General features: G+C 66.7%; 20 protein-coding genes. 8 read left to right on the top strand and 12 right to left on the bottom strand.

The window, feature by feature from the left end; all coding sequences use genetic code 11:
• Positions 1–169: 169 nt before the first annotated feature.
• Positions 170–772, bottom strand: coding sequence for a right-handed parallel beta-helix repeat-containing protein (locus tag EPL00_RS17535; RefSeq protein ID WP_162224251.1), 603 nt, complete (start codon positions 770–772; stop codon positions 170–172).
• A gap of 309 nt (positions 773–1,081) precedes the next feature.
• On the bottom strand, positions 1,082–1,225 hold the full coding sequence (locus tag EPL00_RS17540) for a hypothetical protein (protein WP_162224252.1): 144 nt from the start codon (positions 1,223–1,225) through the stop codon (positions 1,082–1,084).
• Positions 1,226–1,370: 145 nt separating this feature from the next.
• On the opposite strand from EPL00_RS17540, the gene EPL00_RS17545 reads away from it, so the two are divergent.
• The 3 genes from EPL00_RS17545 (at position 1,371) to EPL00_RS17555 (ending at position 4,831) form a co-directional block, all read left to right on the top strand.
• Complete coding sequence (locus EPL00_RS17545; RefSeq protein ID WP_135854254.1) at positions 1,371–3,257, top strand: DEAD/DEAH box helicase; 1,887 nt, start codon at positions 1,371–1,373, stop codon at positions 3,255–3,257.
• 60 nt (positions 3,258–3,317) lie between these two features.
• Complete coding sequence (locus EPL00_RS17550) at positions 3,318–4,397, top strand: right-handed parallel beta-helix repeat-containing protein (protein WP_162224253.1); 1,080 nt, start codon at positions 3,318–3,320, stop codon at positions 4,395–4,397.
• A gap of 110 nt (positions 4,398–4,507) precedes the next feature.
• Complete coding sequence (locus EPL00_RS17555; RefSeq protein ID WP_135854252.1) at positions 4,508–4,831, top strand: tRNA-binding protein; 324 nt, start codon at positions 4,508–4,510, stop codon at positions 4,829–4,831.
• A gap of 22 nt (positions 4,832–4,853) precedes the next feature.
• Here EPL00_RS17555 and EPL00_RS17560 read toward each other — a convergent pair whose 3' ends face one another.
• The 5 genes from EPL00_RS17560 to EPL00_RS17580 form a co-directional block, all read right to left on the bottom strand.
• Positions 4,854–6,056 (bottom strand): glycoside hydrolase 5 family protein, encoded by a 1,203-nt coding sequence (locus tag EPL00_RS17560; protein WP_238398241.1) that lies wholly within the window; start codon positions 6,054–6,056, stop codon positions 4,854–4,856.
• A 108-nt stretch (positions 6,057–6,164) separates the two neighbouring features.
• A complete protein-coding gene (locus EPL00_RS17565) occupies positions 6,165–6,500 on the bottom strand; it encodes a hypothetical protein (protein ID WP_135854251.1) in 336 nt (111 codons plus the stop codon).
• Positions 6,501–6,709: 209 nt separating this feature from the next.
• Entirely contained in the window at positions 6,710–7,018 is a 309-nt protein-coding gene (locus EPL00_RS17570; RefSeq protein WP_135854250.1) for a hypothetical protein, read from the bottom strand.
• A 144-nt stretch (positions 7,019–7,162) separates the two neighbouring features.
• Positions 7,163–7,636, bottom strand: a complete 474-nt coding sequence (locus tag EPL00_RS23870) for a hypothetical protein (RefSeq protein ID WP_238398242.1) — start codon at positions 7,634–7,636, stop codon at positions 7,163–7,165.
• A 326-nt stretch (positions 7,637–7,962) separates the two neighbouring features.
• Complete coding sequence (locus tag EPL00_RS17580; RefSeq protein ID WP_135854248.1) at positions 7,963–8,142, bottom strand: hypothetical protein; 180 nt, start codon at positions 8,140–8,142, stop codon at positions 7,963–7,965.
• A gap of 180 nt (positions 8,143–8,322) precedes the next feature.
• On the opposite strand from EPL00_RS17580, the gene EPL00_RS17585 reads away from it, so the two are divergent.
• Positions 8,323–8,760: a hypothetical protein gene (locus EPL00_RS17585; protein ID WP_135854247.1), complete on the top strand. Its 438-nt coding sequence runs from the start codon at positions 8,323–8,325 to the stop codon at positions 8,758–8,760.
• A 10-nt stretch (positions 8,761–8,770) separates the two neighbouring features.
• Positions 8,771–9,058, top strand: a complete 288-nt coding sequence (locus EPL00_RS17590; protein ID WP_135854246.1) for a DUF7410 domain-containing protein — start codon at positions 8,771–8,773, stop codon at positions 9,056–9,058.
• 38 nt (positions 9,059–9,096) lie between these two features.
• Here the strand turns inward: EPL00_RS17590 and EPL00_RS17595 are convergent, their stop codons facing one another.
• From EPL00_RS17595 to coxB, 5 genes are all read right to left on the bottom strand, one after another.
• Positions 9,097–10,299 (bottom strand): outer membrane protein assembly factor BamB family protein, encoded by a 1,203-nt coding sequence (locus tag EPL00_RS17595; RefSeq protein ID WP_135854245.1) that lies wholly within the window; start codon positions 10,297–10,299, stop codon positions 9,097–9,099.
• Between the two features lie 93 nt (positions 10,300–10,392).
• Positions 10,393–10,998, bottom strand: coding sequence for a hypothetical protein (locus EPL00_RS17600; protein WP_135854244.1), 606 nt, complete (start codon positions 10,996–10,998; stop codon positions 10,393–10,395).
• 113 nt (positions 10,999–11,111) lie between these two features.
• Positions 11,112–11,375, bottom strand: coding sequence for a cytochrome C oxidase subunit IV family protein (locus tag EPL00_RS17605; RefSeq protein WP_135854243.1), 264 nt, complete (start codon positions 11,373–11,375; stop codon positions 11,112–11,114).
• Between the two features lie 103 nt (positions 11,376–11,478).
• Positions 11,479–14,061 (bottom strand): cbb3-type cytochrome c oxidase subunit I, encoded by a 2,583-nt coding sequence (locus tag EPL00_RS17610; protein WP_135854242.1) that lies wholly within the window; start codon positions 14,059–14,061, stop codon positions 11,479–11,481.
• Positions 14,058–14,876: a cytochrome c oxidase subunit II gene (coxB, locus tag EPL00_RS17615; protein ID WP_135854241.1), complete on the bottom strand. Its 819-nt coding sequence runs from the start codon at positions 14,874–14,876 to the stop codon at positions 14,058–14,060. Before coxB ends, EPL00_RS17610 begins: the two co-directional genes overlap by 4 nt.
• A 97-nt stretch (positions 14,877–14,973) precedes the next feature.
• Here coxB and EPL00_RS17620 point away from each other — a divergent pair, with 97 nt between their 5' ends.
• The 3 genes from EPL00_RS17620 (at position 14,974) to EPL00_RS17630 (ending at position 17,864) form a co-directional block, all read left to right on the top strand.
• Entirely contained in the window at positions 14,974–15,504 is a 531-nt protein-coding gene (locus EPL00_RS17620; RefSeq protein WP_135854240.1) for a DUF6789 family protein, read from the top strand.
• A 129-nt stretch (positions 15,505–15,633) separates the two neighbouring features.
• A complete protein-coding gene (locus EPL00_RS17625; protein ID WP_135854239.1) occupies positions 15,634–17,019 on the top strand; it encodes a metallophosphoesterase in 1,386 nt (461 codons plus the stop codon).
• 251 nt (positions 17,020–17,270) lie between these two features.
• Positions 17,271–17,864: an HdeD family acid-resistance protein gene (locus tag EPL00_RS17630; RefSeq protein WP_135854238.1), complete on the top strand. Its 594-nt coding sequence runs from the start codon at positions 17,271–17,273 to the stop codon at positions 17,862–17,864.
• The last annotated feature ends 163 nt before the right edge of the window (positions 17,865–18,027 follow it).

Below are 18,027 nucleotides of genomic sequence, written 5' to 3' on the forward strand. Positions count from 1 at the left end.
GTGCGGTCGTTCAGGTCGCGTGTACCGTCGCGTAGGTGGCGGTTACGGGACCGAGCGCGGTCCGATTTGCGCGTCCGAACGGCGTCGGAACTACCGGACCGAGCGCGCCCCGATTTGCGCGTCCGAACGCAGTCCGAATCTCGGGATGAATCACGCCCCGAAAAATGCCTCAGTTCGCGCGCTGAATCCTGATGTCGTTGTCCGAGATGTCGTTGCCCGAGAGTTTCACCGTCCCGCCCGCGGCCGAGACACCGACGAGGTTGTCCGTGACGGTGCTGTTCTCGACGGTGGCCTCCTCGGCGTTCTCGACGCGGACGCCGTAGGTGTTCGAGAAGCTTTCGACGCTCTCTATCGTCGCCGTCGAACCGTTCGTCACGAGGAGGCCCGAGTGCCAGTCGTCCACCGCGACGTTCCGGACGGTCACACCCTGCGCGCCCACGACGGCGATGCCCTTGGTGTGGCTCACTCCTCGGCCGTCGATTTCGTGGCCGTCGCCGTCGAAGGTCACGTCGTCGGCGGTAATCTCGATGCAGGCCTTCGAGATGGCGGTCTTGCCGCCGTTCTCGATGTTCGTCGTGAGGACGTAGGTGCCCGGTTCGTCGATGGTCGTGCAGGAATCGACGGTCTGACGGGCCGCGTCGGTCGAACTCGATGCCGCTGTGTCGAACGGAGTCGCGCCGGGTCCGGTCGCGCCCGCGAACGCCGCGCCGCTCACGGCGACGACGAGCGTGGCCACGAGGAGGCCGACCCGACGAACGTCTCGGGAGGTCACGCTCCCGGCAACGACCGGCCGGTAGTTATACCCACGGTGCGGTTCGACCGTTTCCGCCCGGAAACGAAACGATAAGCAGGGGCTAATCGGTCGGAGACGCGACGCGAGCGTGTCCTTTGCTCGCGCCGTCGTCCCCGGTGCGGGTCGAGTTCGGCGGTCTCGACCGCGTTCCGCGGGTCGGGGTCGGTCTGGTTCGTTCGAGTCGGGGTCGTTGGCCGTTCGAGTCGGGTCGAGGTCGGTCGGGGGTCGGTTCGTCGGTCGAGTGTCGCTTCGGTCGGCGAGTCGAACTCGGCCGGGTTCGGACCGCGACTACCGGCCGTCGGTTCGGCACTCCTCGCAGACGGCCACCTCCGCGGCTATCGGCCCGTCGTCCGGACCGACCGGCAGGACCGTTATCGGAACGTACTCCCGGCAGTACGCACAGCGTTCGATGGCCGTGATGTGCGTGTCCATATGGCTTTCGTCAAACCCCCACTACTCAAATGTTACTCCGGCTGTCAACCTAACGAAATAAACCTTGTGGCCAGTTGTTGGAAAAACAACGACAGAATCGAACGGAACACAAGCCGTTTGTTCGTCGGTCCCGTACTGCTGTTCAGTGACCGACGCAGACGACGAGACCGACGAGGAGGTCCCGGACGAGACGGACGACGCGGACGGGGCGGCCGACGAGACCGTGGCGGTCGAGGACTTCCACGACGCGGTCGAGCAGTTCGGCCGCCCGGTCGTCACCGCCGAGGAGGTCGCCCGCGCGCTGGACTCCTCGCAGGCGGCGACCGACGACGCGCTGGCGGGTCTCGCGGAGGGCGAGGGCGTCGAACGCCTCGACGTGTCCAACGACCCCGTGGTCTGGTACCCGACCGACTGGGGGAAGTTGGCCGACCGCGAGCGCGTGGTCGTGTTCCCGAAGCGCCGCGAGTTGGTCGTGGACCAACCGACCCAGTTCACCCGCGCGCAACTCTCGCAGTTCGCTCACCTCGTGGACACCACCCGCGACGGCGGCTACATGTACGAGATTCGCCAAGAGGACGTGTGGGCCGCGCCCTTCGACGACTTCGAGGACCTGCTGGGCACCGTCCGGGACGTGCTTCCCGAGCGGTCTCCTCACCTCGAAGAGTGGATAGAGAGCCAGTGGAAGCGCGCCCGCCAGTTCGTCCTGACGACCGACGATGAGGACGGCTACGTCGTCCTCGAAGCCGCGAGCGAGGACCTGATGGGCAACGTCGCGCGCCAAAAACTCGACTCGGGACAACTCCGCGCGCCGCTCTCGGACACCGAGAGCTGGGTCGCCGAGGAGTCCGTCGCCGAAGTCAAGCGCATCCTCTACGAAGCGGGGTATCCGGTCCGCGACGAGCGGGACCTCGAAACCGGCGAGCAACTGGACGTGGACCTGCGGCTTCGCCTCCGGGACTACCAGCAGGGGTGGGTCAACCAGTTCGTGGAACAGAAGTCGGGCGTCCTCGTCGGCCCGCCGGGGAGCGGCAAGACCGTGGCCGGGATGGGTGCCATCGAAGCGGTCGGCGGCGAGACCCTAATTTTGGTCCCCGGCCGGGAACTCGCCAGCCAGTGGCACGAGGAACTGTTGACCCACACCACGCTCGCGCCCGAGCAAATCGGCGAGTACCACGGCGGCCAGAAGGACGTGCGCCCCGTCACCATCGCGACCTACCAGACCGCCGGGATGGACCGCCATCGACAGCTGTTCGACCAGCGGGAGTGGGGGCTGATTATGTATGACGAGTGTCAGCATATCCCGAGCCGGGTTTATAAAAGGTCCGCGAATCTCCAGAGCAAACATCGCTTGGGATTGACAGCCACACCGGTCCGCGAGGACGACAAGGAAGAGGAGATATTCACCCTCATCGGCCCGCCCATCGGCACCGACTGGGACGCGCTGTTCGAGGCCGGATACGTCCAAGAACCCGAGGTCCAGATTCGCTACGTGCCGTGGGACGACGAGACGTACCGTCACGAGTACGGGAGCGCGGAGAGCCACGAGAAGCGCCAAATCGCGGCGAGCAACCCCGCGAAACTGGACGAGATTCGCCACCTGCGCGCTGAACATCCCAACGCGAAGACCCTGATTTTCGTGGAGTACCTCGACCAAGGCGACCAACTGGCCGAGGAGTTGAACGTCCCGTTCATTTCCGGGGAGATGCGCCACGCGCGCCGCGAGCGCCTCCTCCAGCAGTTCAAGTCGGGCGAGCGCGATACCTTGGTCGTCTCGCGGGTCGGCGACGAGGGCATCGACTTGCCCGACGCCGAGTTGGCCATCGTCGCGTCCGGCCTCGGCGGGTCCCGGCGACAGGGCGCACAGCGGGCCGGGCGGACGATGCGCCCGACCGGCAACTCCCGGATGTACGTCCTCGCCACGCGCGGGACGACCGAGGAGGACTTCGCGCGCCGCCGGATGCAACACCTCTCGGCGAAGGGGGTCCGCGTGACCGAGCAGGGCGCGGAAGCGGTCGAGGACCGGCGGCCGTAACCCGACTTACCCGCCCGAACCGACCGAATAACGAGGTGTCCGGAGGTCGATTCGGCTCCCGTGTCTCGCGCGCTCGCGGTCGCCGTCGCGCTCTTGCTCGCTTCGACTCCGGTCGCGCCGAGCGTCGCCGCTGTACAGACCGACCTTCCCGATACTGCCCGACCCGCCCCGACGCCCATCGACGCCTGCACGACCATCGACGAACCGGGCCGATACGCGCTCACCGCCGACCTGCGGAACGTCTCTGCCGGGCAGTGTCTCCGGATTCGGGCGAGCGACGTGGCGCTCCTCGGCCGCGGCCACCTCGTGGACGGCCGAGGAGATTTCGGTACGGCCGGAGTCTCGGTCGGGACGTGGGCGCGCCGTCTCTCGAACGTCACGGTCCGCAATCTCACCGTCGCCGACTGGGACGACGCCGTGCGCCTGACCGCGGCCGACGGGGGCGAGTTGGCTGACGTGACCGCCACCCGGAGCCGCGTCGGGGTGCGACTCTACGGCGCGAGCGGGAACCGACTCCTTGACGTGCGCGCGACCGACAACGCGGTCCACGGCGTCTCGTTACTGGACGACAGCGACGGGAACCGCGCGCACAACGTGACCGCCGCCGGAAACGCGCTGTTCGGGGTCCACTTCGGGGCGGACTCCTCGGGCAACGCCGTCCGGAACGTGACCGCCCGAGGGAACGAGTACGGCGTCGTCGCAGTCGGCGTGGACGACAACCGCGTCGTCGGCGGGAGCGCGGTCGGAAACCGCATCGCGGGCGTCTGGCTCTCGGCGGCCGACGGCAACCGCGTCGCGGACCTCCGCCTCCGCAACCGCTTCTACGGCGCGTTTCTCGCCGACGGCGCGGCGAACAACTCGCTAGTGGGCAACCGCGCCGAGGAGACCCCGGTCGGGTTCCGCCTCCGGAACAGCGACGAGAATCTGCTCCGGAACAACACCGCCAGCGGCAACCGCGACGGGTTTCTGCTCATCGAGAGCGACCGGAACGCCGTCGTCGGCAACCGCATCGTGGACAACCGCCGCGGCGTCTCGCTGTTGGCCTCCGACGACAACCGAGTCGAGGGGAATCTCCTCCGCGGGAACGGCCGGGCGTTCGTCGTCGCCCGCGGGAGCGAGAACAACAGCGTTCCGGAGTGAGGTTCGCCGAGCGCCCGCTCTCGCGCTCGTTCTCACCGATTTCGGTCACGCCTCGTCACGCTCCACTCGTACACTCGACGTTTAAGTCACGCGCCGGTCTATCGTGTCCCATGACCGAAGACCTGTTCGAGACGACGTTTCGCGTCGGCGAAGTCGTGGACGCCGAGGAGTTCCCCGAGACGAACAAACCCGAGATGGCGAAACTCCGAATCGACCTCGGCGACGAAGAAGTACAGTCTGTCGCCCAGACGGGGTACAACTACGACCCCGCGGACCTCGTGGGGCGGCAGGTCCTCTGTGCGACCAACCTCGGGTCGGTGCGCATCGCGGGCGAGAAGTCGGAAGTCCTCACGGTCGGCGTGCCCGACGACGACGGGAATCCGGTCCTCGTCGGTCCCGACGAGGAGGTTCCCCTCGGCGGCCAGTTGTACTGATTCTCCCTCGCGCGCCGACCGGTCACTCGCTCCCGAAGGCGTGTCGCTTGACCTTCGTCGCCCACTCGGGCCACTCGCGGCGTTGCTTCACGTCCACCTGCGCGTCCCCGGACATCGCCTTGATGGCCTTCGCGTCGGCCTCGTTCCAGACCGCGCCGTCCTCGTGGAACAGACCGTTGATGATGCCGCGCTTGCGCATGTAGCGGACGTAGGCCGGTTTCACCATCAGCGACCAGAAGAAGTTGCCGACGCCGTGGCGGTGGATGGTCGGCGCGATGGAGGCGTAGTCGGGTTGCCACTGGTCTACGGTCTCGTTGCTTCCCCACCCGTAGTTGGCGATGCGTTGCCACTCGGTCAGGTACACCGGCATGTCCAAGTCCTCGCCGAGTTGGACCGCGTTCGGAAGCAGGTCGTCGTAGATGGCCTCGTTGCTCGGGAAGTTGTAGTGGAACTGGAGGATGTCCGCGCCCCAGTCTACGTAGTCGGCGTTGTTGGCGAGGCTGGTCGAACCGACTGTCAGCGGGACCGAACCCCGATTTTTCGCCATCGTCTCGAACATCCCGCCGGCGAAGTTCTTCATGTCTTCGAGCCAGCCCGGTTCGTTCATCGCCTCGATGGCCAGCAGTCGGTCGTCGTCCTTCCAGCGGTCCATGAACCAGCGGACGAACTCGCGGGGTTCATCCCACAGCGACTCCTTCTGGATGACCTCGCTCCGCGGGGACTGGACCGGCGGTGCGGTCAGCGGGTCGGTGTCGTGGAGGTTCTCCTCGGTCGGTTCCTTCCCGACGCTCTCGAACAGGCCGAAGAGGACCTCGATGCCGCGGTCGTCGGCGGCCGAGAGGAAGTGGTCGATGGACCGCTCCAACTCCCGCGGACTCTCCAACCACTGCTCGTAGCTGACCCACGTCCGGACCGCGTTGATGTTTATTTGCTCGGCGTAGCCCAAGTCGCGCTCGATGACCTCCTCGTCGTACTCGTGCCACATCTGGAACGTGTTCCACGCCCGCGCCGGGACGTAGAGGGCACCCCGAACGTCCACGGGTTCGACGTTCGACTGGGCCATCTCCTCGGGCGTCGTCTCGGTCGCGGTGGGGGTCGAAGTCGGGGACGAACCGGGGTCTCCGCCGCCGCTCCGTCGCCGATTCGTGTCGGTCGGGGCGGCACACCCCGCGATTCCCGCGACGCTGGCCAACGAACTCGCTCGTAAGAACCTCCGACGATTCATTGGACCGATTCACTACACCGACTGGTGTAAAAGTGTATCTACGTTGCGCGATAAGTCCGCGTTTAGAAACTGTATAAGCGCGTATTTCCGTCTTCTCGCCGACAGACGCTACCGCGCTCCTCGGAGGACGATTTCGGCGTCGCACTCGGGACACACGTCCCTGCTCGCGTCGAACTCGGTCTCGCAGAACGAACAGAGGAGGTCGTCCCCCTGCGACGAATCGCCCGCGGCCGCTCCGTCGGGCCGGGTTTCGTCCCCGTCAGCGACGGATTCGTCGTCCGGGCCGGACGCGGTGGTAGACCGCGCTACGGGTCCGCTTCCGGTCCCGGTGTCGTCGCTCTCGGCGTCGTCGAGCATCGAGTCGGCACCGTCGGCCGCCGAGTCGCCGTCGTCGGGTTCGTTGTCTCCTCGCAGTTCGCGCTTGATGTCCTCGAGTAGGTCCATGCCATCGGCTCCTCGGGACCACGTTTCCATTGTTATGGTCTCCCTTATCCGCCGTAAGAGACGCCTTCGACCGGTTTGGCTCCGCCTATACGGTTGCACGGCACGCGAAACGACGACGAAGCGGGCGACGCGCCCGCGAAACGAAGAATACGGGGTGGTTCCGGTCGTGGTCGGCGTCGAATCGAGGCTACTCGGCCGGTGAGACCGCGTTACGCCTCTCCGTCGAGCGTTCGGACCGCACGGCGGGCCGCGTAGAGCGCCAGCAGGGGCAGGGTCCGGGCGGTCACGACGACCGCCGCGGCGGCCGCCAGCAGGGCCAGCGGGTTGCCCGGCAGGCTCCCCAACAGGAGCGCGAGCGCGACGACGGCCGCGGTCGCACCCGCGGCGAAGGTCACTATCGCCGCGCCCGCGACGAGCGCGTGGACGCCCCACGCGCTGGCGGCGTCGCGGGTTCGCGTCGCGGCGGTCCGGAGTGTGGTTCTCGTCGGCAGGGTCGGTGGGTAGTTCGTGTATCGCATCGGTCTGCGGTCGGTGGGTGTCGGTCGGCGGGCGGTGCGTCGTGTCGCGTCAGGTCGCGCCGCGACGTGGCACGTCAGGTCGTGCCGCCACGTGGCGCGTCCCCGAGGAGCCAGCCCCCGGAGGCGACGCGGGCGGCGCGTGGGCTACGCCGAGCGGTCGGTCTCGACGGCCGAGACCGCGCGGACGCCGAACTGGTCGGCGACCGCCTCGCGGACGGCGTCGCGTTCGTCCTCGACGGCCTCCTCGACGTGGAGTCGGAGGCGAACCGAGGCGTCCACGCGCAGGTCGTTGAGCGTCGGCGTGACGCCCGAAACGTCGAGGACTTCGGTGCTATCGACCGCGGCGCTGCGGTCGAGGACGGTCACGATGCCGTCCTGTAGCGTGCCGTCGCCGCCGCGCGGGACGTGAACTTCGAGGTCGGCCGTCGCGTCGATGACGAGTGCGTTCATTGTCGTGTGGTCGTCGTGAGTGCGGTCGTCCGTGGTGCAGTGGTCGTCTGCGGTGCAGCGGTCGCGGTCGTCTGCGGTGCGGTCGTTGTCGTCTGTCGTACGGTCGTGGTCGTCGCGTCGCGCACGTTCGCGGTCTGCGTCGTCGTGCGTGGTCCGGATAGGTGTCATCGGGTCGTGCGGTGGTGTGGTGAGTGTCGTCGTGTGCTGTCGTTACGTGCTGTCGCCGAGCGGTTCGGCCGGTCGTCTCGACTTCGGGCGACCACCTCTCGCCGGGCGAGTGTCGTCGCTGTCGGCGCGGAGATGGCTCTCCGGATGGGTCGCCGCCGCGCAGAGACGCGCCGAACTACCGGGTCAGTGGGTCGGAGAAGGGCGTGGTCGAACGGACCCCTCCGACGCGCGGCGCTCGCTTCCGAGTGGTAGCATCGAGAGGAAGCGAGCCGACCCGGCGGTTCGGTCGGCGCGACCGTCGAGGAGAGGGTCGCGTCCGAAACGCCTTACGCGGTCGGGGTGGTCCGTTCGAGGTGATAGGTATTCTCACCCACGTCGCCCACCCAACCGGCGTGCTTGCGCATCGCCGAGAGAATCCCGGCGAGACGGGCGAACGCCGGGGTGCCGGAGCCGACACTTTCGGCGTCGCTACCGAAAGTGCGAACCCGGAGTGGTGGACAGACCATGGGTGAATCACCTCGCGCGCCCGGTCGGTCCGGGCGGCCGAAGTAATGCTTGCTATTATCGGTTATCTATTAAAACTGACTGAACTGTGTTGGCACGACACACGGAGAGGTCTCGGTCGCTCACGCCGGGTCAATCTTTATGCCTGTTACTGTCTAACAGAGTAACAGGAGCCGATAACGATGGCCGAAACGGCGTATCTTGCGAGCGCACTGGTGACTGGGGTGGCACTCCTCGCGGTCTGGGCGTTCGTCGTCCGGATGGAAGACTGGCGACACTACGACCCGGCGTCCGCCGGGAGTGGCGGGTCGGCCCCTGCCGACGCCACGCGCGCAACCGATTCGGTCGCGGCGTGGGCGGCGGGCTTCTTCCTCCTCGTGCTGGTCGTTGGCGGCGGCACCGTCCTGCTGGTCAGCGACGCGGCGCTCGTCGCGGGCGTCGGCTGGATGGGCCTCGCGCTCGCGTTCGGGGCGCTTCTGGTCGGGTTCCTCCTGTGGGGAACCTACAGCTCCGCGCGCTTCCGCGGGCTTCAGAGCGCGCAGGCCGCGCTCCTGAGCGCGTGGGTGTTCGGGTCGCTGTTCGTCGCGGCCATCGTGGCGAAACTCGTCCTCGCGGGGTGACTATCGGGAGATGAGTACCGCCGTCGCAGACGCCGAGGTGCGCGTGCCCGACGACGAGGAGCCTCCGCGCTGTCCCCACTGCCAGCGCCCGTTCCGGACCGACCAGTTGCGCGCGCTCCACGTCGGGGAGTTTCACGCCGCGGACTGCACCGACGACCAGCGCGAGGCGTACGACGAGGCCCGCGAAGCCGAGCGCGAGGAGCTATTCGTCTACCACCTGAAGGTCGTCGCCGGACTCGTGGCCGTCTACGCCTTCTTCTTCCTGACGTACCTCGCCGTCTCGATGGCCCAAGCCTGAGTCGGCGTGGCTCCGCTGGCTCGACCACGGTCCACCGGCTACGCCGGGTCGAAGGCGCGCAGGCGATGGTCGCCGTTCTCGCCTTCCGTGACGGCGAGGAGCGCGCCGTCCGCGACCGTCAACCCGCCGACCGGAACGCCGGGGAGGTCGCGCTTCCACGCGCGCTCGGGGTTCCCGCCGAGGAGTCCACCGCCCGCTCCGAGGGGGTACGCGGCCAGATAGCCGCCCTTCGAGTCGTCGTCGTACTCCCCGCCGACGTAGAAGCGGTCGCCCGCCGCGGCTGGCGCGCAGTTGTACGTCCCGGAGCGAGTCCAGCGTTTTTCGCCGTTCCGCTCCCCGAGAACGGCGAGCGACGAGAGATTCACACCGACGACGGTGGACTCCGTGACCGCGAAGTGGTTGGCGGTGAACTCCGTTCGCCATCGGTCGGACCCGGCGTGCGCGCCGTTCTGTAACCTGTACACGTAGTCGCCGAACACCGAGACGACGACCGACCCGCCGTTCGCGACGGCGATATCTCGGACACCGCCCGCCACGCGTCGCCGCCAGAGCGGATAGAACGACTCGCCGTCTTCGTACAACTCGTAGACTTGTCCGCCGTTCGTGCCGACCATGACGGTTCCGCGCGTCCCGGCTAGCGCAGTCACCGCGCCCACCGCGTCGTACGTGTAGACGACCGTTCCGTCGCCGGTCAGCGCGTAGACGCGCCCGGTGTCGTCGCCCGCGTAGATTCGGTCTCGGTCGACCGCCGGGAGTATCTCGGCGTGGACCACTCCTCGGGTTTCGACCGACCACTGCTCGTCGCCCGTCTCCGCGTCGAGCGCCCGAAGAGTCTCGTCGGCGGAGAATCCTACGTAGACCGTTCCGTCGACCACTGTTGGCGCGACTATCGCGGGTCGGTCCGAGGGTGCGAACGACCACAGCTCGTCGCCGGAAGAGAGGTCGTAAGCGGCGAGACCGTCCGCCGACGCGACGAAGACTCGGCCGTCGGCGACGACCGGACGGCGGGCCTGCCACCCGATTTCCGTGTTCCAGCGTTCCGAGACGCCGGTTCGTGGAGCGACGGCCTCGGGAGCGTACGCCGTCGATTGACGGCCGCGACCGGGGAACCGCCACTCGGTCTCCGCGTCGGTTCCGGGCGAGTACTCCCGTCGGTCGTCGGCGAGACCGCTACAGCCAGCGATAGCTCCGGCACAACCGGCGGCGAGTCCGCCGAGGAGTTCGCGTCGAGAGGAGGGCATGGCCGGACGATTACGTCACCGATACAAAACGATTGTGAACTGCCGACCCGCGCGAACGCCCTTTTCGTGCCGAGACGCCGCGCGCTCGGTCGCCTACTCGGAGGGCCTAATCTCCGCGCCGTTCAGGTACACCGACGCGGGGCCGGTGACGCTGAACGACTCCATCTCGGTGCTGAACTCGTAGCCGTCGGCTCCTCGGACCGGGCCGACGTGCCCTCTCGCGGTCCGGCCTTCCACCTCGTCGCCCGCGGCCGATTCGAGCTTCCCGACGTAGCGACTCGCGGTGAACTCGTAGGCGGCCATCCCGCCGCCGTCGCTTCGGATTTCGAGTACGTCCGACCCCGGCCCGCCGGGAACGTCGTCGGCCGTCACCGCGCCGGGGAGCGCCGGGTAGTCGTCGTCGGTGACTTGGCTCCCGTCGCGGGTGATTCGGGCCGGACCGTTCAGTTCGAGCGCCGTAATCTCCCCGGAGTACCGGAAGGTGTCTACGCCGCGCTTCGGGCCGACCCACCCGTAGGCTCTCGCGCCGTCCACGGTGTCGCTCCGGGAGCTTTCGGTCTTCGAGAGCGACCCGGTCACCGCGAACTCGTAGACGGCAACGCCGCCGCCCTCGCTCTCGACGGTGAGTTCCCGCCGGTCTCCTCGGAGGCTCCGTCTCAGCGTCTCGCCGCCCAGTACGCCCGCGACTGCTCGTTTCACGAATTTACGGCGCGTTCGCGGTCCCCTACCCATGCCCTGTCTCACGACGACGAGGAGGTTAACGCTACGGAACTGGCAGGTCCCGGAGAGGAGTCCGACGCCGACCGGACCGCTCAGAGTATCGAGTACGCCGCCGCCATCGTCAGCGCCAGCGCCGCCAGCAGGCCGACGAACATCGTGAACGTCACCGAGCGCGGTTCCCACTTCAGGTGCTGGTAGTACCACGCGACCAGCACCGCCTTCACGAACGACAGCGCGATGATTATCCAGAAGGCGGTCCAGTAGGGGAGTCCGCCCGACTGCTCGACGAGGAGTTGCACCGTGGCGAAGGCGAACAACACGACGTAAATCGCGGTGTAAAGTTTCGTTCGGGTCATGGGTTCGTGATGGTGGTTAGGTCGGTGGTGGTTGGGTCGGTGATGGTTGGGTCGGTGATGGTTGGGTCGGTGATGGTGTTGGGTGTTCGTCGTAGTTCGAGGGCTACAGGATGTAGAACAGCGGGAACAGGAACAGCCAGACGATGTCCACGAAGTGCCAGTAGAGACCGAAGTACTCCACCGGTTCGTCGTCGCCGTCCAGATACGCGCCGTTCCACGCGCGCACGAGGAGATATAACGTCACGACCAACCCCGCGACGACGTGGAGTCCGTGGAGGCCCGTGGTTAGGTAGAACGTCGAGGAGGCGACGTTCGTCCCGATGTCCCACCCCTGTGGGAACGCCTCGGTGTGGACGTGGAACAGGTGGAGCCACTCTAAGGCCTTGTTCACGAGGAACGCGACCCCGAGGACGAGCGTCGTCGCGAGTGCGCCGACCAGTCCCCAGCGACTCCCCTTCTCGGCGGCGACGAGCGCGAGGACGACCGTGAAACTGCTCGTCAGCAGGAGGTAGGTGTTGATGAGTCCCGGCAAGGGGACGTGTGCCGCCGGAATCAGGTGGTGCCAGTCGGTCCACCCCTCCGCGACCCGGATGAAGGCGTACGAGCCGACGAACGCACCGAACAGCACCACGTCGCTGGCGAGGAATATCCAGACGCCCAGCTTGGTGTTCCCGACCGCCTCGAACGGCCAACTCTCGCCGAAGGGACCGGTCGGCGCGTGGAATCGCTCCGCGGCCATCTTCACCAGCGCGGCGAGACCGCCGACCAGCCCGCCGACCGTGAGCGCGACGTAGAATCCGCCTTCGAGTCCGTCGGGGTAGCTCGCGCCCTGCATCCCCGAGAGACCGAGCAGGAGGACGAACGACGCGACGCCGACCGCGAACGGCCAGACGCTCGCGTGGCTCTCGCCGTGGTCGTCGTCGGTCAGCGCGGCGGAGGCGTGGCCCTGCGCGACCCCGCCGCCGTCGGCCTCGACGCCACTCCCGTCGGCCTCCAACTCCCCGCCGTCCGCGGCTCTCCCCGACCGCAGGAACTCCAGCGACCCGCTGGCGAACGAGGGTCTGCCGGGGAAGTTTTCGAGGGGCGGCGGCGAGGGAATCGCCCACTCGGTCGTGGTCGAGTACTGCCACGGGTTGTCGTCGGCCTCCTCGCCCGCCCAGAGGCTCGCCGCGAGGTTGTAGAACATCACGAGGAACGACGCGCCCAGAACGAACCCGCCGACGGTGGCGAGTTGGTGCCACGTCACGAACGCCTCGGGGTAGACGAAATCGCGCCGAGGAGTCTCCCACGCGACGAACATCGGGAAGTACAGCAGATTGAACCCGACGAAGTACAGCGCGAAGTGGACCTTCCCCAAGAACTCGTCGTACATCTTGCCCGTCATTTTGGGGTACCAGTAGTAGAGACCACCGACCAGCGCGGTGACGCCCCCGACCATCACGTAGTGGAAGTGCGCGACGACCCAGTAGGTGCCCCGGAACTCGTAGTCCAACACGACCGCGCCGAGGAAGACGCCCGTGATGCCGCCCAAAATGAACAGGACGAGCGCGCCGAACGAGAAGAGGAACGGCGTCGTGAATCGCACCTTCCCTTTGACGAGCGTGTAGATGAGCGCGAACACCATCAGGTCGAACGGGAGGGATATCCCGATGGTCGTCGCCATGAACAGCGTCTTGATTTCGAGGTTGATGGAGGTCAGGAACATGTGGTGCATCCAGACGAGGAAGCTCTGGAGCGCGACCAGCACCATCGCGGCGATGAACCACTTGCGGCCGACCAGCCGTTTCCCGGTGAACGTCTGGAAGCACTCGGCCATCACGCCCAGCGCCGGGAAGAAGACGATGTAGACCTCCGGATGGCCGAAGAACCAGAACAGGTGCGCCCACAGTAGCGCCCCTGCGTGGCCCGTCGCCGCGAAGTACTGGGTGCCGAGCAGTCGGTCCGCGGACAGAATCATCAGCGCCGCCAGCAACGCGGCGAACGCGAACAGCATCATCCACGTCGTCAGCAGGATAGTCCACGTGAAAAGCGGCATTCGGCGCAGGGTCAGCCCCTCGGCGCGCATCCGGTGCATCGTCGTCAAGAAGTTGACCGACCCTATCGTCACCGACGCGGTGAACAACACGAGCGCCAGCACCGCGGTACTCGCGCCGATGTTGGGCGTGTAGACGGGTAGATTCAGCGGCGCGTACATCGTCCACCCGCCCGCGAAGGTGCCGCCTTGGAAGAACGAGACTCCCAACAGAACCCCCGAGAACAGATACAGCCAGTACGACAGCGCGTTGAGTCGCGGGAAGGCGAGGTCCTTCGCGCCGATTTGGAGCGGCACGACGTAGTTGGCGAACCCGAACGCGAACGGCGAGAGGAACCAGAACACCATGATGAGACCGTGCGCCGAGACGGCCTGATTGTACTGGAGCGGCTCCAGCAGACTCACGCCGGGCGTCCAGAGTTGCAGGCGCATCAACAGCGCCAGCACCCCGCCGAACACGAGGAAAAACAGCGCGGTGACGGTGTAGAGGACGCCCACATCCTTGTGGTTGGTCGTGACTAGCCACCGCTTGACGCTCGCGGGGTCGGGCAGGTCGTGGTGGTGGTCCGCGCCGTGGGTCGCGTCGGCGTAGCCGCCGTCCCCGGCGGGGTCGACTCCGTCCGTAGCCGCGTCCTCGACGCTCTCGTCGCTCATGCGGTCACCCCCTGCGATTGCTGTGCGTTCGCGGGTGCAACCTGCGCGCTCGCGCCCGAGGAGACCGCCGACGCGTTCCCGGCCCCGGCCGACGCGTTACTCGACGCCGACGTGTTCTCGTACCACGCCCGGTACTCGTCGGGTTCCATCACCACGATGTCGGCGGTCATGTACGAGTGGCCCGCGCCGCACAGCTCGAAGCATCTGGCCTCGTAGGTCCCCGTCTCGTCGGCGATGAACCACGTGTCGGTCTCTTGGCCGGGAATCGCGTCGGTCTTCACCCGTAACTCCGGGACCCCGAAGGTGTGGAACACGTCGTCGGAGGTCACCGTGAGGTTGACCGCCGCTCCTCGGGGCACGCGCAGGGTGTTCGCGGTGTGGCCGTTCGGGTAGACGAACTCCCACCCGAAGCGAAAGCCGACGACCTCGACTTCGAGGCCCTCCTCGCCCTCGGTCGGGGGACTCTGCTCGACGTACAGCAGGGTGCCGTACGTCCACGCGATGAGCGAGATGACGATGATGGCGCTCAGACCGAACGAGTAGAACAGCTTTCGTCCGCCCCCGCTCCCCGACGGCAGGTCGCCCAATCGCGGCGACTCGGCGTCGTCGGCCGCTCGCCCGCTCCCGTCGCGGTACTTGTAGGCGTTGTACACCATGTATCCCACCACGACGACGCAGACGAGCGTCCCCAGCGCCAGAAACACCGTGAATATCTCGCGGAACACTTCCACCCGCGACCCTCTCGGTACGAGCCCGGACTGGGCCGAGACGAGGTCGCCGACTGCGACGAGTGCCGCTCCGACCGACGGTGTCATGTACGTTGGTAACATTACCCGAATACTTATCTATTTCCCATAAATGTTCGTGACATAAGACGCAACGTTTTTCGCTTGGTAAGTGGTATCGTATTCCATGGAAAACGACGAACCGGAAGTGACGACCGAGTTTCCCGAGGAGATGACGGAGGGGACGGAGCCGGACTTCGACAACTTGTGGGGTATCGTCACCGACGGACTCATCGGTGCGGTCGGGGGGTTGGTGGGTACCGGGTCGCTGACGGTGGGCCTGCTCATCGCGGCGTCGCTGGGGGTCTTCGACATCAACGAGTTCGCCACGCTGGCCGAACTCACCGGCCTGAACGCGCTGTTCGAGTCGAACCCCGCGGCCGTCGGCTACGTCCTGTTCCTGCTGGGCGGGATGGTGATGTGGCCGCTGTTGTTCGCGTCCATCGGGTCGTACCTCCCCGGCGACAGGTTCGCGCTGAAGGGTCTCCCCTTCGGCTTCGTGCTGTGGACCGGGTTCGCGCCCGCCTTCTACTCGGACTACACCGGTCTCGCGCTGGTGCTGTACCTCCTGTTCACGCTCGGTGGCCACTTCGCGTACGGGTTCACGCTCGGAGCCGTCTTCGACTACCTCGGCGACCGACCGGAGACGCTGGTCTGACCCGGCCGCCGGACAACACTTATCCAACTGCTTCGCGTACGTGGGTCGGTACCATCTCTCCGACGAGGTGGTCCTCCCACGCGACCACCGGACGGGGATGGGCCTACGACACGACAGGGAGCGTCCGAGATGACCGACACCTACTACTTCGTCAGCGACCTCCACATCGGCGGCGACGAGCAGTTAGAACACGTCGATTTTCTGGACGAACTCCTCGCGTTCCTCCGTGACCTCGAAACGACCGACGAGGAGGCCGAGCTAATCATCAACGGCGACGCGTTCGGCCTCTGGGAGTTCACCGAGGTCGAGGGTCCCGCGAAGTTCGACGCGCTCGTGGATAGCTACCCCGAACTGTTCGAGCAGTTGCGCGCGACCGGCGAGGAGGTCCCCATCACGCTCATCCCCGGCAATCACGACTACGAACTCGCGGCCTACGACGAGTACGTCGAGCGGTTGGCGGCGTACAACGTCACGTTGGAACAGGAGGTGTCGCTCACCCGCGAGGTTGGCGACTACGAGGTCTACGTCGAACACGGGATGCAACGCGACCCGAACAACCGCATCCCCGACTTCGGCAACCCCTACGCGAACCCGCCGGGCTACTTCGTGAATCGCCAGATTACGAGTCGCGCGGGACGCCTCTCGGGGCGCGGGAAGTACAACTGGCTCAAGGACATCCAAGCGGTGACGCCGATGACCCGGATTCCCGACTGGATGATGTCGAACTACTTCTACCGCGAGATGAGCGCGTGGCTCCGGTACGCCGCGGTCCCGTTTCTCCTGCTGTTCAACTTCGGACTCCTCTACGTCGCCGTCTTCGTCCTCGCGGAGACCGGCGTCTGGTCGCTCCCGATGCGGACCGTCGAGGGCGCGCTCGGCCTCCTCGGGCCGGTTGGCCGACTCGTGGACCTCTTCCTCGCGGCGAACCTCGTCCTCGTCGGACTGCTGGTCGCCGTTTCGATTCCACTGTACGTGTTCGCCAGAGACGTGCGCAAGACGCTCCGGCGGTTCGGTCTCGTCCGCTCGGACGACGAGACCGACGCCGCCGAGGAGTACGGTCCGGCCGGGAAGTACGTCGAGGGTGCCAGAGCGGTGTTCGCGGAGTCCCCCGAGACCGCCGTCTTCGTCTATGGCCACACCCACCGCGTCTCGCTGACCGAGGTCGAGGACCGCGTGATTCTCAACACCGGGACGTGGCTCAAGCGTCTCCACCGGAAGAATCCGGTGGTCGGTATCCTGCCACCGGTGTTCTACTCGTCGTACCGACTCAACTACTTCCGACTCTCGCCCGCCGAGGACGGGCGCGTCGTCGTGGAGTACGAAGTCGTGGACAAGGAGAATCCGAGCGAGGAGACCCTGCTTCAGCGGTTGGTCACGCGCTCGCCGACGCGCCGGGAGTCGATACCCGACCGGACCGTCGTCGGTCCCGACGCCGGAGAGCGAGGAGCGACCAGCGAGTCCACCCCCGGTCGGGAGGGCGAGACCGTCGAGGAGAGACAGTCGGGACGCAGTTAGCGGACACGTGTAGCGTTCTGAGAGAACGAAACGTATTTGCGGGAAACGACGCGGATGCCTTCGAGCGGCGGAACGACCGGGTATTCGAGCGTTGCGTCAGCGAGCGACGCCGGTCGCGTCGTCGCCGACCTGCGCTACTCTACTCCCGTTCCCGACGGTAGTATCCCGTTGACGCTCCGCGTGCGAACTGAACGAATCAGAACGATAGGCGCTATTTTTGCTCCGAGACGGCGTCGTAACCTTCGAGAATCATGAGTTCGAACACCACTTTCGGAGTCGAATCGACCCGCATCGGAAGCCGCCGCGCCGCGACGGTCGGCGGAATCGTCATCGCCGTTCTCGGCCTGTTCGCGGTGGTATTCCCGTTTTTCACGGGCCTGTCGCTGTCGATACTGCTCGGCGCGCTCCTCGTGGTCGGCGCGCTCGTCCACGCCGCCCACGCCTTCTCCGCGGGGTCGCTCGGAAACTTCGTCTGGCAGGTACTCCTCGCTGGCCTCTACGCCGTCGCTGGCATCTCGTTCATGGCGAACCCGGTCGTCGGACTGGCCACGCTGACCGTCCTCGCCATCGGGTTCTTCCTCGCCGACGGCGTCGTCGAACTCGTGTGGGGGTTCCAGAGTCGAGGAGAACCGGGGAGCAAGTGGCTCCTCGCCAGCGGTGCCATCTCGCTCCTGTTCGGCGGCCTCCTCTGGACCGGCTTCCCGACCACCGCGTTCTGGGCCGTCGGCGTACTCCTCGGCGTGAACCTGCTCGCCACCGGCGTCTCGCTGATCGTGGTCGGACGCGGAGCCGGAGCGGCGAGCGACCCCGAGGTCTCGACCGGAAAGCAGGGCCAGCAGATGTGAGGGCGAATCGACCATCCGGCCGCGACGGCGGTCGCTATCGCGGCCGGAAGACGGAACGACGCGATTTCTTCGCTGTATCGTACAGCCTGCGCGACCCGCCCTCTCGGTCGGCGAGAGAGTCGCCCGGCGGTTGCTCTCGTTCGGGTCGTAATCCCCAGTAACA

The sequence above is a fragment of the Halorussus salinus genome (genome assembly GCF_004765815.2).
Lineage (GTDB): Archaea > Halobacteriota > Halobacteria > Halobacteriales > Haladaptataceae > Halorussus > Halorussus salinus.